General features: G+C 70.6%; 15 protein-coding genes. 11 read left to right on the top strand and 4 right to left on the bottom strand.

The genetic code is table 11. The annotated features are described in order from the left end of the window. The first annotated feature begins 17 nt into the window (after positions 1-17). From QSK26_RS01150 to QSK26_RS01125, 6 genes are all read left to right on the top strand, one after another. On the top strand, positions 18-827 hold the full coding sequence (locus QSK26_RS01150) for a F0F1 ATP synthase subunit delta (RefSeq protein ID WP_285773022.1): 810 nt from the start codon (positions 18-20) through the stop codon (positions 825-827). Between the two features lie 40 nt (positions 828-867). Continuing rightward, positions 868-2517: a F0F1 ATP synthase subunit alpha gene (gene atpA, locus QSK26_RS01145; RefSeq protein WP_285773021.1), complete on the top strand. Its 1650-nt coding sequence runs from the start codon at positions 868-870 to the stop codon at positions 2515-2517. Between the two features lie 7 nt (positions 2518-2524). Then, positions 2525-3427, top strand: a complete 903-nt coding sequence (locus QSK26_RS01140; protein ID WP_285773020.1) for a F0F1 ATP synthase subunit gamma — start codon at positions 2525-2527, stop codon at positions 3425-3427. 1 nt (position 3428) lies between these two features. Continuing rightward, a complete protein-coding gene (gene atpD, locus QSK26_RS01135) occupies positions 3429-4856 on the top strand; it encodes a F0F1 ATP synthase subunit beta (RefSeq protein WP_285773019.1) in 1428 nt (475 codons plus the stop codon). 62 nt (positions 4857-4918) lie between these two features. Continuing rightward, on the top strand, positions 4919-5323 hold the full coding sequence (locus tag QSK26_RS01130) for a F0F1 ATP synthase subunit epsilon (protein ID WP_285773018.1): 405 nt from the start codon (positions 4919-4921) through the stop codon (positions 5321-5323). 23 nt (positions 5324-5346) lie between these two features. Further along, on the top strand, positions 5347-5718 hold the full coding sequence (locus QSK26_RS01125; RefSeq protein ID WP_285773017.1) for a DUF2550 family protein: 372 nt from the start codon (positions 5347-5349) through the stop codon (positions 5716-5718). Here QSK26_RS01125 and QSK26_RS01120 read toward each other — a convergent pair. After that, the gene (locus QSK26_RS01120) at positions 5715-6305 is read right to left on the bottom strand and encodes a cob(I)yrinic acid a,c-diamide adenosyltransferase (RefSeq protein ID WP_285773016.1); all 591 of its coding nucleotides are present in this window, start codon (positions 6303-6305) and stop codon (positions 5715-5717) included. The genes QSK26_RS01125 and QSK26_RS01120 overlap by 4 nt on opposite strands. A gap of 108 nt (positions 6306-6413) precedes the next feature. On the opposite strand from QSK26_RS01120, the gene QSK26_RS01115 reads away from it, so the two are divergent. The 5 genes from QSK26_RS01115 to QSK26_RS01095 are packed head-to-tail and all read left to right on the top strand — an operon-like array spanning position 6414 to position 10343. Then, complete coding sequence (locus tag QSK26_RS01115) at positions 6414-7382, top strand: ABC transporter ATP-binding protein (protein WP_285773015.1); 969 nt, start codon at positions 6414-6416, stop codon at positions 7380-7382. Next, on the top strand, positions 7379-8182 hold the full coding sequence (locus tag QSK26_RS01110) for an ABC transporter permease (RefSeq protein ID WP_285773014.1): 804 nt from the start codon (positions 7379-7381) through the stop codon (positions 8180-8182). Before QSK26_RS01115 ends, QSK26_RS01110 begins: the two co-directional genes overlap by 4 nt. A 10-nt stretch (positions 8183-8192) precedes the next feature. Further along, complete coding sequence (locus tag QSK26_RS01105; protein WP_285773013.1) at positions 8193-9377, top strand: sensor histidine kinase; 1185 nt, start codon at positions 8193-8195, stop codon at positions 9375-9377. Then, entirely contained in the window at positions 9374-9967 is a 594-nt protein-coding gene (locus QSK26_RS01100; RefSeq protein ID WP_285773012.1) for a response regulator transcription factor, read from the top strand. Before QSK26_RS01105 ends, QSK26_RS01100 begins: the two co-directional genes overlap by 4 nt. Positions 9968-10025: 58 nt before the next feature. Further along, positions 10026-10343 (top strand): STAS domain-containing protein, encoded by a 318-nt coding sequence (locus QSK26_RS01095; RefSeq protein WP_285773011.1) that lies wholly within the window; start codon positions 10026-10028, stop codon positions 10341-10343. A 5-nt stretch (positions 10344-10348) separates the two neighbouring features. Here QSK26_RS01095 and QSK26_RS01090 read toward each other — a convergent pair whose 3' ends face one another. The 3 genes from QSK26_RS01090 to QSK26_RS01080 form a co-directional block, all read right to left on the bottom strand. Beyond that, positions 10349-10930: a TetR/AcrR family transcriptional regulator gene (locus QSK26_RS01090; RefSeq protein ID WP_285773010.1), complete on the bottom strand. Its 582-nt coding sequence runs from the start codon at positions 10928-10930 to the stop codon at positions 10349-10351. Positions 10931-11041: 111 nt separating this feature from the next. Continuing rightward, the gene (locus QSK26_RS01085) at positions 11042-12523 is read right to left on the bottom strand and encodes an aldehyde dehydrogenase family protein (protein ID WP_285773009.1); all 1482 of its coding nucleotides are present in this window, start codon (positions 12521-12523) and stop codon (positions 11042-11044) included. Between the two features lie 38 nt (positions 12524-12561). Next, complete coding sequence (locus QSK26_RS01080) at positions 12562-13185, bottom strand: response regulator (RefSeq protein ID WP_285773518.1); 624 nt, start codon at positions 13183-13185, stop codon at positions 12562-12564. Between the last annotated feature and the right edge of the window lie 3 nt (positions 13186-13188).

Here is a 13188-nt window from a genome sequence, read left to right as displayed (position 1 = left end):
GGAATGGTGAGTGACCGATGAGGGGTCTCAGCCGTGAGTCGTTCGCTGCCGTCGAGGAGCGGTTCAACGCGGTGGCGGGTTCAGCCGACCTGGCCCGCCTCGCCGACGACCTCTTCGCCGTCGCCGACCTGCTCGACCGCGAGCACGGTCTGCGCCGCGCGCTCTCCGACCCGGCCCGAGTGGCGGAGCAGAAGGCGCAGACGGCCAGGATCCTGCTCGAAGGCAAGGTCAGCGAGGCGGCGCTGGACACGGCTGTCGCCGCGGTGGAGGCCAGGTGGGCGCGGTCGGGAGACCTCGCCGACGCCCTGGAGCGCCTCGGTGTCGTCGCGGCCTCCGCGGCGGCCGAGGCCGGCTCGCAGCTCGACTCCGTCGAGGACGAGCTGTTCAGGTTCGGCCGCATCGTCGACGCCAACCCCGACCTGCGCCGCGCGCTGACCGACACCGGTGTGTCGGCCGAGCGGAAGCTGGAGCTTCTCGGCACGCTCCTCGACGGCAAGGTGACCCCGGTCAGCCTGCTGCTGATCAGGCAGGTCGTGGCGCATCCGCGAGGACGTAGCCTGGAGAAGGGTCTCGCGGAGTTCGGCAGGCTCGTCGCCGAGCAGCGGCAGCGTCTCGTCGCCGTCGTGCGGAGCGCGGTCACCCTCAGTGAGGAGCAGAAGCAGCGGCTCGCCGCGTGGCTTCGTTCCTCCTATGGCCGCGACGTTCACCTGAACGTCGAGGTGGACCCGCGGGTGCTCGGCGGCTTCTCCGTCCGCATCGGAGACGAGCTGATCGACACCACGATCGCGGGACGTATCGAAGAAGTCCGCCGCCGGTTGGCCGGCTGATGCCGACGTCGGTTTTGAGCGAATAGGGAGACAGAGAGAGATGGCGGAGCTGACGATCCGGCCGGACGAGATCCGGGACGCGCTTGAGCGCTTCGTCCAGGCGTACGAGCCGGAAGGCGCCGCGCGTGAGGAGATCGGGACCGTCGTCGACTGTGGCGACGGCATCGCCCATGTCTCCGGCCTTCCCTCGACGATGGCGAACGAGCTGCTTGAGTTCGAGGACGGCACGCGTGGCCTGGCACTGAACCTGGACGTCCGGGAGATCGGCGTCGTGGTTCTGGGTGACTTCAGCAAGATCGAGGAGGGCCAGACGGTCCGCCGGACGGGCGAGGTCCTGTCCGTGCCCGTCGGCGACAACTTCCTCGGTCGCGTGGTCGACCCCCTGGGCAACCCCCTGGACGGCAAGGGCGCGATCGAGTCCGAAGGACTGCGCGCCCTGGAGCTTCAGGCTCCCTCGGTCGTCCAGCGGCAGTCGGTGAAGGAGCCGCTGCAGACCGGCCTCAAGGCGATCGACGCCATGACGCCGATCGGCCGCGGCCAGCGCCAGCTGATCATCGGTGACCGTGGCACCGGCAAGACCGCGGTCGCCGTGGACACCATCCTCAACCAGCGGGAGAACTGGCTCTCCGGCGACCCGACGAAGCAGGTGCGCTGCGTCTACGTCGCCGTCGGCCAGAAGGGCTCGACGATCGCGCAGGTCAAGGGCCGCCTGGAGGAGGCGGGCGCGATGGAGTACACCACCATCGTCGCCGCCCCGGCCTCCGACCCCGCCGGTTACAAGTACATCGCCCCCTACACCGGTTCGGCCATCGGCCAGCACTGGATGTACCAGGGCAAGCACGTGCTCATCGTCTTCGACGACCTGACCAAGCAGGCGGACGCCTACCGTGCGGTCTCGCTGCTGCTGCGCCGTCCGCCGGGCCGTGAGGCGTTCCCCGGCGACGTCTTCTACTTGCACTCGCGGCTGCTTGAGCGCTGCGCGAAGCTGTCGGACGACATGGGCGCGGGTTCGATGACGGGCCTGCCCATCATCGAGACCAAGGGCAACGACGTCTCGGCGTTCATCCCCACCAACGTCATCTCCATCACCGACGGCCAGTGCTTCCTGGAGACCGACCTGTTCAACCAGGGCGTCCGGCCGGCCATCAACGTCGGTATCTCCGTCTCCCGAGTCGGCGGCTCGGCCCAGGTCAAGGCCATGCGGAAGGTCGCGGGTACGCTCCGCCTCTCGCTGTCGCAGTTCCGTGACCTGGAGGCGTTCGCCTCCTTCGCCTCGGACCTGGACGCGGCCTCCAAGGCCCAGCTGGAGCGCGGCCAGCGTCTGGTCGAGCTTCTCAAGCAGCCCCAGTACAGCCCGTTCCCGGTCGAGAAGCAGGTTGTGTCCGTGTGGGCGGGCACCAGCGGCGAGCTCGACGAGGTTCCGGTCGAGGACATCCGCCGGTTCGAGGCGGAGTTCCTGGACTACCTGGCGCGGGACCACAAGGGCGTGTTCGACGGCATCCGCGAGACCAAGGAGCTCACGGACGACGGCATCACCGGCCTGAAGAACGCGATCAACGAGTTCAAGAAGGGCTTCGAGACCTCTTCCGGCGAGCTGCTCGTCCGCGAGGAGTCGGTGGAGGCGCTCGACGCCGGCGCGGTCGGCCAGGAGAAGATCACCAAGGTCGTTCGCAAGCCCGAGGCGAAGTAGTCACGCCATGGGAGCTCAGCTAAGACTTCTCAGGCGGCGGATCAAGTCGGTCAAGTCGACCGCCAAGATCACGCGCGCCCAGGAGCTGATCGCCTCTTCGAAGATCGTCAAGGCGCAGCAGCGGATGCACGCGGCCCTGCCGTACGAGCGAGAGATCACCCGTGCGGTGTCCGGTGTCCTCAGCAACACGGGGAGCATCGACCACCCGCTGACCGTGGCGAAGGACAATCCGACGCGCGCGGCGGTGCTGATCGTGACGAGCGACGGCGGTTTCTGCGGCGGCTTCAACGCCAACGTGCTGCGTGAGGCCGAGGCCCTGCGCGGCCTGCTGGAGGAGCGCGGCATCCAGGCGACGCCGTACGTCTCCGGCCGGAAGGGTGTCACCTGGCACAGCTTCCGCGGCCGGGAGATGGGCGGGCAGTGGACCGGCTTCTCCCGCAGCCCGGCCTACGCCGACGCCAAGGCGATCGCGGGCACGCTGATCGAGGCGTTCAAGGACGAGAACGGGATCGACGAGATCCACATCGTCTCGACCGAGTTCGTCTCCATGCTCACCCAGAACGTCGTGGTCAAGCGGATCCTGCCGCTGGAGGTCGTCGAGGCCGAGCCCACGGCGGAGCAGAAGATCCCGCCGTACTTCGAGTTCGAGCCGACCGCGGGTGAGGTGCTCAACTCGCTGCTCCCGCGGTACGTGGAGTCGCGGATCTTCACCGCGCTGCTCCAGTCGGCCGCGTCGGAGGAGGCGGCACGCCGCCGGGCCATGAAGTCGGCGACCGACAACGCCAACGAGCTCATCAAGCGGTTCACCCAGGAGATGAACCAGGCTCGGCAGGCGGAGATCACCCAGGAAATCAGCGAGATCGTCGGTGGCGCGAACGCGCTGGCTGACGCCGCAGCGGGGAAAGAGTGAAATGACTGCACAGACTGTTGAGACCGGCGTGGGCCGCGTCGCGCGGGTCACCGGTCCCGTCGTCGACGTGGAGTTCCCCGTCGAGGCGATGCCTGACATCTACAACGCGCTCAACGTCGAGGTCACCCTCGGCGGCGAGACCAAGAAGCTGACCCTGGAGGTCGCCCAGCACCTGGGTGACAACCTGGTCCGCGCGATCTCCATGCAGCCCACCGACGGCGTGGTCCGCGGCGCCCCCGTGACCGACTCCGGCGCCCCGATCTCGGTGCCGGTCGGCGACGTCGTCAAGGGCCACGTGTGGAACGCGCTCGGCGAGTCGCTCGACGTGCCGACCGCCTCCCTCAAGGTGGAGGAGCGCTGGGGCATCCACCGCCCGTCCCCGGCGTTCGACACGCTGGAGTCGCGCACCGAGCTGCTGCCGACCGGTATCAAGGTCATCGACCTGCTCACCCCCTACGTGCAGGGTGGGAAGATCGGCCTGTTCGGCGGCGCCGGCGTGGGCAAGACGGTCCTCATCCAGGAGATGATCCGCCGTGTCGCCCGCAACTTCGGTGGCACCTCGTGCTTCGCCGGTGTCGGCGAGCGCACCCGTGAGGGCAACGACCTCTGGGTGGAAATGGCCGAGGCGGACGTGCTCAAGGACACCGCCCTGGTGTTCGGCCAGATGGACGAGCCGCCGGGCACCCGGCTGCGGGTCGCCCTGTCCGCGCTGACCATGGCGGAGTACTTCCGCGACGTGCAGAAGCAGGACGTGCTGCTCTTCATCGACAACATCTTCCGCTTCACCCAGGCGGGCTCCGAGGTGTCCACCCTGCTCGGCCGTATGCCGTCCGCGGTGGGTTACCAGCCCACCCTGGCCGACGAGATGGGCGTGCTCCAGGAGCGCATCACCTCGACCCGCGGTCACTCGATCACGTCCATGCAGGCGATCTACGTGCCCGCGGACGACATCACCGACCCGGCGCCGCACAACGCGTTCGCGCACCTCGACGCGCAGACGGTGCTCTCCCGGCCGATCTCGGAGAAGGGCATCTACCCCGCGGTGGACCCGCTCGACTCCACCTCCCGCATCCTCGACCCGCAGTATGTCGGCGAGGAGCACTACGCGGTCGCCCAGGAGACCAAGCGGATCCTGCAGAAGTACAAGGAACTGCAGGACATCATCAACATCCTCGGTATCGACGAGCTCTCCGAGGAGGACAAGGTCACGGTCAACCGGGCTCGCCGGATCGAGCGTTTCCTGTCCCACCCGATGTACGCCGCGGAGGCGTTCACCGGCCAGCCCGGCGAGAACGTGCCGCTGGACGAGACGGTCGCCTCCTTCAAGGGCCTCTGCGCGGGTGAGTACGACCACCTGCCCGAGCAGGCGTTCTTCATGGTGGGCGGTATCGACCAGGCCATCGCCAAGGCCAAGGAACTCGCCCGCTAGTCGCTTCCGGTGCCGGTGCGGTCCGCCGTACCGGCACCTGATCGGAAAGGAAGTCTCCAGAAGTGGCGAAGCTGCGCGTAGGAGTCGTCTCGCCTGAGCGTGAGATCTGGTCCGGCGAGGCGGACATGGTCATTGCCAAGACCGTGGACGGCGAGATCGGTATTATGCCGGAACACGCCCCTGTGCTCGGCGTCCTCGTCGAGGGCGGCGTCCTGCAGGTGAAGCGCGGTTCCGACCAGGAGGATCTGGTCGCGGCGGTGCACGGCGGGTTCATCTCGGTGGCCGAGAACGAGGTCTCGATCCTCGCCGAGCAGGCGGAGCTGGGCTCCGAGGTGGACGTCGCGGCGGCCCGCGACGCCCTGCAGCGGGCGATGGCGTCGGTCGACGCGGACTCGGAGAACGCCGAGGCCGCGATCGAGGCCAAGCGCGCGCGGGCCAGGCTGCGCGCGGCGGGCGAAGAAGTCTGACAGGCGGCACGGTGGGGGCGGCGATGGCGATAGCGCTGGTGGTGATCACGGGCGTGTTGCTGGTCGCGGCCCTCATAGCCCTCAGGGGCCTGGTGCTCGCCCGGTTCCGGGGCTTCGTGCCCTGTCGGCTCCGCGAAGGAGTCAGCGGCTGGCGGAAGGGAGTAGCCCGCTATGCCGACGGAGAGCTCCACTGGATGCCGCTCCTGGGTCTCGGCCTGAGGCCGCGCCACGCGATCGCGAGGCGCGGCCTTCGTGTTTCCCGCCGCCGCCGTGAGGGCGAGCTGTGGGCGGTGGACTGCGACGGCCTCTCCCTGGCGATGAGCGAGGACGCGCTCACCGGCTTTCTCGCCTGGCTGGAGTCGGCGCCGCCGAGCGCCCACCTGGACGTCGCCTAGCGCGTCGCGCCGGGCTTCCAGAGGATCTCGTCACCGCCGGCCGCGACCCGGCACAGGATGAAGAGCAGGTCGCTGAGCCGGTTGAGGTACTTCACGGTCAGCGGGTTGACGTCGTCGTGCGACTCCACGGCCGACCACGCGGTGCGCTCGGCCCGCCGTACGACGGTCCGGGCGACGTGCAGCTGGGCGACGGCGGGCGTGCCGCCGGGCAGGATGAAGCTGCGCAGGGGCGCCAGCCGCTCGTTGAAGCGGTCGCACTGCGCCTCCAGCCACGCCACGTAGGACTCCTCGACCCGCAGCGGCGGGAACTCCGGATTGTCCGTCACCGGGCAGGCCAGGTCGGCCCCGAGGTCGAACAGCTCGTTCTGGACCCGGCCCAGCACCTCGGCGATCTCCACGCCGAGCGCGCCGTAGGACAGCGCCAGGCCGATCGCCGCGTTGGCCTCCTCCACGTCGGCGTAGGCGCCGAGCCGGGAGTCGGTCTTCCTGGTCCGGCTCATGTCACCCAGGTTGGTCGTGCCGTCGTCACCGGTACGCGTGTAGATCTTGGAGAGTACGACCGGTTTGTCGTTGTCGCCGCGGGTCATGCTCCCCAGCGTAGATGACACCTGTCATGCCGATCGGCCGCGGTACGCGTGCGAGTCCGGTGATATCCGCGACTACCTGCCAGGACGCCGGATCACGATGATCGGTTCATGGCTACACGACAGGAGACCGCGGTTGAGGTGAACGGGCTGCGGCAGCGCTACGGGGACTTCGAGGCGGTGCGCGGGATCTCGTTCACGGTGGGCGAGGGGGAGCTGTTCGCCCTGCTCGGCACCAACGGGGCGGGCAAGACGACCACGATGGAGGTACTGGAGGGCCTGCGGGCGGCGGGTGACGGAGAGGTGCGGGTGCTGGGCCTCGACCCGCACCGGCAGCGTAGGCGGCTACGGCCGAAGGTCGGGATCATGTCGCAGGAGGGTGGGTTCCTCGGCGACCTGACGGTGGCGGAGACGGTGGCCGTGTGGCGCGGCATGGCGGCCGACGTGGGCCGCCCGTCCGCCGACGGACTGCTGGAGCTCGTCGGGCTGACCGGCAAGGCGCGGACCCGGGTACGGCAGCTGTCCGGCGGCCAGAAGCGCCGCCTGGACCTCGCGCTCGCCGTGCTGTCCCGGCCCGAGCTGCTCTTCCTCGACGAGCCGACCACCGGCATGGACCCCGAGGCGCGCCGCGACACCTGGAACACCATCCAGCGGCTGCGCGGCGAGGGCAGCACCGTGGTGCTCACCACGCACTACCTGGAGGAGGCGGAACGCCTGGCCGACCGTCTCGCGATCATGCACGAGGGGACGATCCACGTGGCGGGCACGGTGGACGACGTGGTGTCCGGCGCCGGCGACCAGATCGCCTTCCGGCTGGCACTGGGCCCGCAGGAACTGCGCGAGCGCCCGGGGGAGGGCCTGCCGTTCCTGGCCGGTCAGGCGCCCACGGTCACCTACGCCGGCGGGACGACCGGCGTGACCTACACGCTCACCGGTCCCGAACCCGCGGAGCGGGCACACGCCGCGCTCCGGCCGCTGATGGCCTGGGCGCACGCCCAGGACCTCACCCTGCAACGCCTTGAGGTTCGCCGGGGCACCCTTGAGGACGTCTTCCTCGGCGTGGTGGGGGAGGGCCGATGACCGCCGACCTGCGGCACGCCGTACGGCTCGCCGGGATGGATCTGAGGCTGCTGGGCCGCAACCAGACGGCGCTCGTCACCGTGCTGCTGCTGCCGTTGCTGATGAGCTGGCTGTTCTCCTGGACGGGCGGGGACACGGCGACGGTGGCTGGGGTGCCGGGGGCGTTGTTCATGCTCACCGGGATGCCCGGCCTGATGCTGTGCTTCGCCGTGTTCATCAACCTGGTCAACGTCTACACCGCGCGCCGCGAGGAACTGGTGCTCAAGCGGCTGCGCACCGGGCAGGCGTCCCCCGCGGGCATCCTCGGCGGGACCGCGCTCGGCGGGCTCGTGCTCTACATGGCGCAGATCGCGCTGCTGGTGGCGTGGATCATGCGGGCCGAGGACGGTCCCGCCCCCGCCAACGTGCCGCTGCTGCTGCTCGCGGCGGTGCTCGGCACGGCGGTGTTCGCGCTGCTCGCCATGGCGTTCTCCGGGATCACCGCGAGCGCGGAGCTGGCCCAGGTGACGGTGCTGCCGGTGCTTCTGGTGACGATGGTCGCCGGGCCGTACTTCGCGCCGCTCTCCGCCATGCCCGAGCCACTGCGACAGATCGCCCAGGCGGTCCCGGCCACGCCGGTCGTGGAGATCTTCCGGACCGCCTACCTGGGCGCGGACTTCGTCGGCGACGCGGGCGGTCCGCTCTCGACGGGCGAGCAGTGGCTGGCCGCGCTGCCGTCCCTCGGCATCCTGCTGGCGTGGACGGTTCTCGCCGGGCTGGCCGCCAGATGGCTGTTCCGCTGGGATCCGCGGCGCGGATAGCGTTGGCGCGGTGAGGGTGCTGGAGAGGTTACAGGTCCTCGGCTTGTGGCTGCCGGCCGAGGACGACAGCTCGCATTCCAGGCGGGTGCGCCGGGTGACCTATCTCGGGCTCGGCGCGGGCGCGCTCACGCTGTGGCTGATGGTCGGCGGGGCGGTCCTCGGCGCGATCGTCGACGGGACGGTGGACAGGCCCGGCATGGTCGTGGGCCTGGCCGGGGCGGTCGTGATCAGCCTCCTGTACTTGCGCGCCGCGTTCGCGGCCATGGCGGGGAGATGGATCTCCCGGCGTGAGCTGGTGCTGTCGGGGGTCGTCGCGATGGTCGTGGTGGCGTTGCGCGAGCCCGGGTCGTTCTCGCTGCTGTGGGGGACGGCGGGGGCGGTGTGGGCGGGCGGCGCCGCGCTGGGCACCGGCCGGCGCGGCGCGGCGGTCATCACCGTGATCGCTACGCTCGGCTGCTCGGTGCTCACCGACCGGGGCGTGCCGGGAGTGGGGACCGCGGTGTTCTTCGCGGTCATGTGTACCCTGTTCGTCTATTCGAACAGGTTCCAGCTCTGGTTCTGGCAGGTGCTGCGGGCGGCCGAGGAGGGCAGGCGGGCACAGGCCGACCTGGCGGTCACCCAGGAACGGCTGCGCTTCGCCCGCGACCTGCACGACCTCGTCGGGCACAGCCTCTCCGCGATCGCGGTCAAGAGCGAGGTGGCGACCCGGCTGGCGACCACGGACGGGGAGCGGGCCGCCGCCGAGATGGCCGAGGTCCGCGGCCTGGCCAGGGAGGCCCTGCGGGAGATCCGTACGGCGGTGCGCGGCTACCGCACGGTGGACCTGCACGAGGAACTGCGCAGTGTGCGGGCGGTGCTGGAGGCGGGCGGCGTCACCTGCGAGCTGGACATGACGGTGGCCGAACTCCCGCAGGACATCGGCACCCTGCTGGCCTGGGTGCTGCGCGAGGGCACCACCAACGTGCTGCGGCACAGCAGGGCGAGCCGGTGCCGGATCGCCCTGACCGTCCGGGAGGGGAGCGTGATGCTGGAGATGCGGAACGACGGCGTGTCCGGCGAGGCCGGCGGTCCGGGCAGCGGCCTGCCCGGTCTCGCCGAGCGGGTCGCCTCCCTGGGCGGCGTGCTGAAGGCCGGGCCGGACGGCGCCGGACGGTTCCTGCTGCGGGCCGCCGTGCCGCTGGGAGGCGTGGCGTGATCCGGGTGCTGCTGGCGGACGACGAGCACCTCATCCGCACGGCCATCGCGACCCTGCTCGGGCTGGAACCGGACATCGAGGTCGTGGCCCAGGTGGCCAGAGGGGACGAGGTGGCCGCGGCGGTGACGGCCCGCGATCCCGACGTGCTGGTGCTGGACATCGAGATGCCGGGCATGGACGGCCTCACCGTCGCCGAGGCGCTCCCCGGCCGGACCATGCTGATCCTGACCAGCTTCGGGCGGCCGGGTTACCTGCGCAGGGCGCTGGCGGCCGGGGTACGCGGCTTCGTGCCCAAGGACGCGGACGCGGCCGAGCTCGCCTCGGCGATCCGCAAGGTGCACGCGGGCGGGCGCTACCTGGATCCCGACCTGGCCGCCTCCGCGATGATGGCCGGGGACAACCCGCTGACCGAGCGGGAACGCGACGCGCTCGCACTGGCCGCCCGGGGCGACTCGGTGGCCGAGATCGCGCGCGGGCTGCACCTCACCGAGGGCACGGTGCGCAACTACCTGTCCAGCGCGATGGGCAAGCTCGGCGCCACCAACCGGATCACCGCGATCAAGGCGGCTCAGGACTTGGGCTGGTTGTGAGGTATGGACGGCCGGGAGGTGGGCACTGGTTCACATAGAGCGACTGCGAGGGGGTGGCATGCGTTACAAGGGAAGACCGGGTTCTCAAGTGGTCACCGTCGGCCACCGGCTCGACGCGGGCACCTCCGCGCGGGTTCGCCCGCACCTGCACCGTGCGGTCGACGCGGGACACGGTGACCTGGTCGTCGACCTCGCCGGCCTGGAGACGATCGACGCCACCGGGCTCGGCGTGCTCGTGGGCACCCACCGCCGCGCCGGCGCGGCCGGTCGCCGCCTCGTCCTGCGGCATGTGCCGCCGCGGATCATGCGGGTGCTCGCCGTCACCCGGCTCAACCGGGTGCTCGTCGTGGAGCCGTCGGAGGCGGCCGTCGCCTGACGCCCTCAGGGTGTGAAAGAGCTGCGGAAGATGTGCACCGCCGTGCTGATGAGCTCGTCGATGTGCGGCGGCTCCTCGGCGACGACCCATTCGATGAGCAGTTCCTGCAACGCCCCGATCACGCCCAGCGCGAGCAGGTGCGGGTTGCCCGTGGTCCGCTCCGGGAAAGGGCGCACACCCTCCTCGACCAGATGGGTGAAGCTGCGCACCGCCCGCCGCCGGGAGTCGGTCAGGCACTCCCCGGCCCGGCGCACCTCCACGTGCAGGATGTGCGCGCGGCGCGGGTCCTTTGTGACGAACAACACATAGCCCGCGATGCCCGCCTCGATGCGCCCGCCCAGGGTGTTCGGCGCCGTGGCGATGGACGTGGCGACGGCTTCGACGGTCTCGTCCACGCACCGGTCGTAGACCGCCTGCATCAGCTCCTCACGCCCGGAGAAGCACTCGTAGAAGGCGCGGTTGGACACCCGGGCATGGGTGCACAGCCGCTCGATCGTCGTTCCGGGGAAGCCCTGGGCGGCGAACAGCGTGTAGGCGGCGCCCATGAGCCTTTCCCGCCGGTCGGCCAGTCGCTGCTCAGCCGTCATCCCCCGATACGCCCGTCCCGTCACATCCCACCTCGCGCCCAGCGTGATCGCGCCCCCCAGAGCCCACCATTATGGACGCATGATCCTTTTTGGGGAAGAGTCAGGACATAGCTACCTGCGTCGGCCATGTAGGAAGGTCACCAGCTTGACGAGCCGGTCAACCTCGGCCTCACCCCTGCCGAACGTCGTCACGTTCATCCCCGGCAAGGTGAAGCGCTGACGGGAGATCGACTTCGGCCGGGCGAACTCGCGCAACCCATCCGCCCCATGGATACGCCCGAAACCCGAGTCTCCCACACCCCCGAACGGCAGCGCCGGGATCTGCGCGAACGAGATGACGGAGTTGATCGCGGTCATCCCGCTCCGCATCCGGCGGGCCAGCTCCATCGCCCGCCGGGGGCTCCGCGAGAACACCGTCCCGGCGAGGCCGTACGCCGTGGCGTTGGCCCTGGCGAGCGCCTCCTCCGCGTCGGCCACCCGGCTGACCGTGATGGTCGGCCCGAAGGTCTCCTCCTGCACGGCGGGGTTGTCCTCCGGCACGTCCTCCACCACCACCGGGTCGACGTACGGCGGCCGCACCGACTCCGGGCCGCCGATCACCGCCCTGCCGCCGGCGACCGCCTCCCCGATGTGCCGCCGGATGACGTCCACCTGGGCGGGCATGGTGATCGGGCCGTAGTGCTCGCCCGCCCTGACCTCACGCGCCCGCGCGGTCAGCTCCCGCATGAAACGGTCGTAGACCGCGTCCACCACGTAGACCCGCTCGACGCCGACGCAGGTCTGGCCCGCGTTGGACAGCGCGCCCCAGACCGCCGCGTCGGCCGCCGCGGCCAGGTCGGCGTCATGGTCCACGATCAGCGCGTCCTTGCCGCCGCACTCGGCCACGATCGGGGTCAGGTTCGCGGCGCAGGCGGCCATCACCCGCTTGGCGGTCGCGGTCGAACCGGTGAAGGCGATCTTGCCGATGCCCGGCTGCCCGGCCAGCGCCGCGCCCGTCTCGCCCAGCCCGGTCACCGTCTGGAACACGTCGCGCTCCGGCACCGCCTGGGCGAAGAGGTCCGCCAGCAGCACCCCGACGCCCGGGGTCAGCTCGCTGGGCTTGAAGACGACGGCGTTGCCGGCCGCGAGCGCGTAGGCGATCGAGCCCATCGGGGTGAACACCGGGTAGTTCCACGGGCCGATCACGCCCACCGTGCCGAGCGGCTGGTACTCCAGGGTGGCCGCGAGGTTCACGCCCAGCAGGCCGGGGAAGACCCGGCGCGGGCCGAGGACCCTGCGCGCGTGGCGGGCGGCCCAGTCCAGATGCGCGACCGTCACCACCACCTCCAGGGTGGCGTCGGCGTGCGGTTTGCCGGTCTCCTCGTTGACCAGGGCGGCGATCCGCCCGATGTTGCGGGCGAGCACCGACTTGTAGGTGAGCAGCCGCGCTCTGCGGCCGGCGAAGCCCAGTCGACGCCACCAGACCGCCGCGTCCGCGGCCGTCTCCACCGTGGCCCGGACGGCCTCGGCGCCGTGCACGGGATGGGTGCCGACGACGGCACCGGTCGCCGGGTTCAACGAGTCGAACGTACGGTGCTCGGTCATCGCCGTCATGCGCCTCACCCTAACCTCGGGGCCAAGGGTGGTAAACATCACTTATCGAGCAGGCCGAGATCCAGCGCCGTCGTCACGGCGGCCGTACGGTCGGACACGCCGAGCTTGCCGAAGATGCGCAGCAGGTGCGTCTTGACCGTCGTCTCGCTGATGAACAACCGCTTGCCCACCTCGGCGTTCGTCAGTCCCTTGGCCACCAGCGCCAGCACCTCGGCCTCCCTGGGGGACAGCGCCCCGGCCGCCGGGGTCCGCATCCGCGTGACGAGCCTGGTGGCCACCGACGGGGACAGCACGGTCTCGCCGCGCGCCGCCGCCGCGATGGCGTTCAGCAGGTCGGCCCGCGAGGTGTCCTTGAGCAGGTAACCCGCCGCGCCGGCCTCGACCGCCCGGACGATGTCCTGGTCGGTCTCGTAGGTGGTCAGCACCACGACACGGGTCTGCGGGCGCTCGGCCAGGATGCGGGCCGTGGCGCTCACCCCGTCGCCGTTGCGCATCCGCAGATCCATGAGGATCACGTCGGGCGCCAGCTCGGCCGCGCGGACCGCAGCCTCGTCGCCCGACCCCGCCTCACCGACCACCAGCACCCCGGGATCGGCCTCCAGCATGCCGCGGATGCCCTCGCGCACCACCGGATGGTCGTCGACGATCAGCACTCGTATCAACTT

This window comes from Microtetraspora sp. NBRC 13810 (assembly GCF_030268685.1).
Lineage (GTDB): Bacteria > Actinomycetota > Actinomycetes > Streptosporangiales > Streptosporangiaceae > BSRQ01.
This window is presented reverse-complemented; position numbering and strand designations above follow the sequence as displayed.

What these genes read in the sequence shown, in the direction of transcription:
- atpD (WP_285773019.1), top strand. Translation starts at nt 3,429, where the DNA reads ATGACTGCACAGACTGTTGAGACCGGCGTGGGCCGCGTCGCGCGGGTC.
- QSK26_RS01085 (WP_285773009.1), bottom strand. Translation starts at nt 12,523, where the DNA reads ATGACGGCGATGACCGAGCACCGTACGTTCGACTCGTTGAACCCGGCG.
- QSK26_RS01125 (WP_285773017.1), top strand. Translation starts at nt 5,347, where the DNA reads ATGGCGATAGCGCTGGTGGTGATCACGGGCGTGTTGCTGGTCGCGGCC.
- atpA (WP_285773021.1), top strand. Translation starts at nt 868, where the DNA reads ATGGCGGAGCTGACGATCCGGCCGGACGAGATCCGGGACGCGCTTGAG.
- QSK26_RS01150 (WP_285773022.1), top strand. Translation starts at nt 18, where the DNA reads ATGAGGGGTCTCAGCCGTGAGTCGTTCGCTGCCGTCGAGGAGCGGTTC.
- QSK26_RS01110 (WP_285773014.1), top strand. Translation starts at nt 7,379, where the DNA reads ATGACCGCCGACCTGCGGCACGCCGTACGGCTCGCCGGGATGGATCTG.
- QSK26_RS01140 (WP_285773020.1), top strand. Translation starts at nt 2,525, where the DNA reads ATGGGAGCTCAGCTAAGACTTCTCAGGCGGCGGATCAAGTCGGTCAAG.
- QSK26_RS01095 (WP_285773011.1), top strand. Translation starts at nt 10,026, where the DNA reads ATGCGTTACAAGGGAAGACCGGGTTCTCAAGTGGTCACCGTCGGCCAC.
- QSK26_RS01115 (WP_285773015.1), top strand. Translation starts at nt 6,414, where the DNA reads ATGGCTACACGACAGGAGACCGCGGTTGAGGTGAACGGGCTGCGGCAG.
- QSK26_RS01090 (WP_285773010.1), bottom strand. Translation starts at nt 10,930, where the DNA reads ATGACGGCTGAGCAGCGACTGGCCGACCGGCGGGAAAGGCTCATGGGC.
- QSK26_RS01120 (WP_285773016.1), bottom strand. Translation starts at nt 6,305, where the DNA reads ATGACCCGCGGCGACAACGACAAACCGGTCGTACTCTCCAAGATCTAC.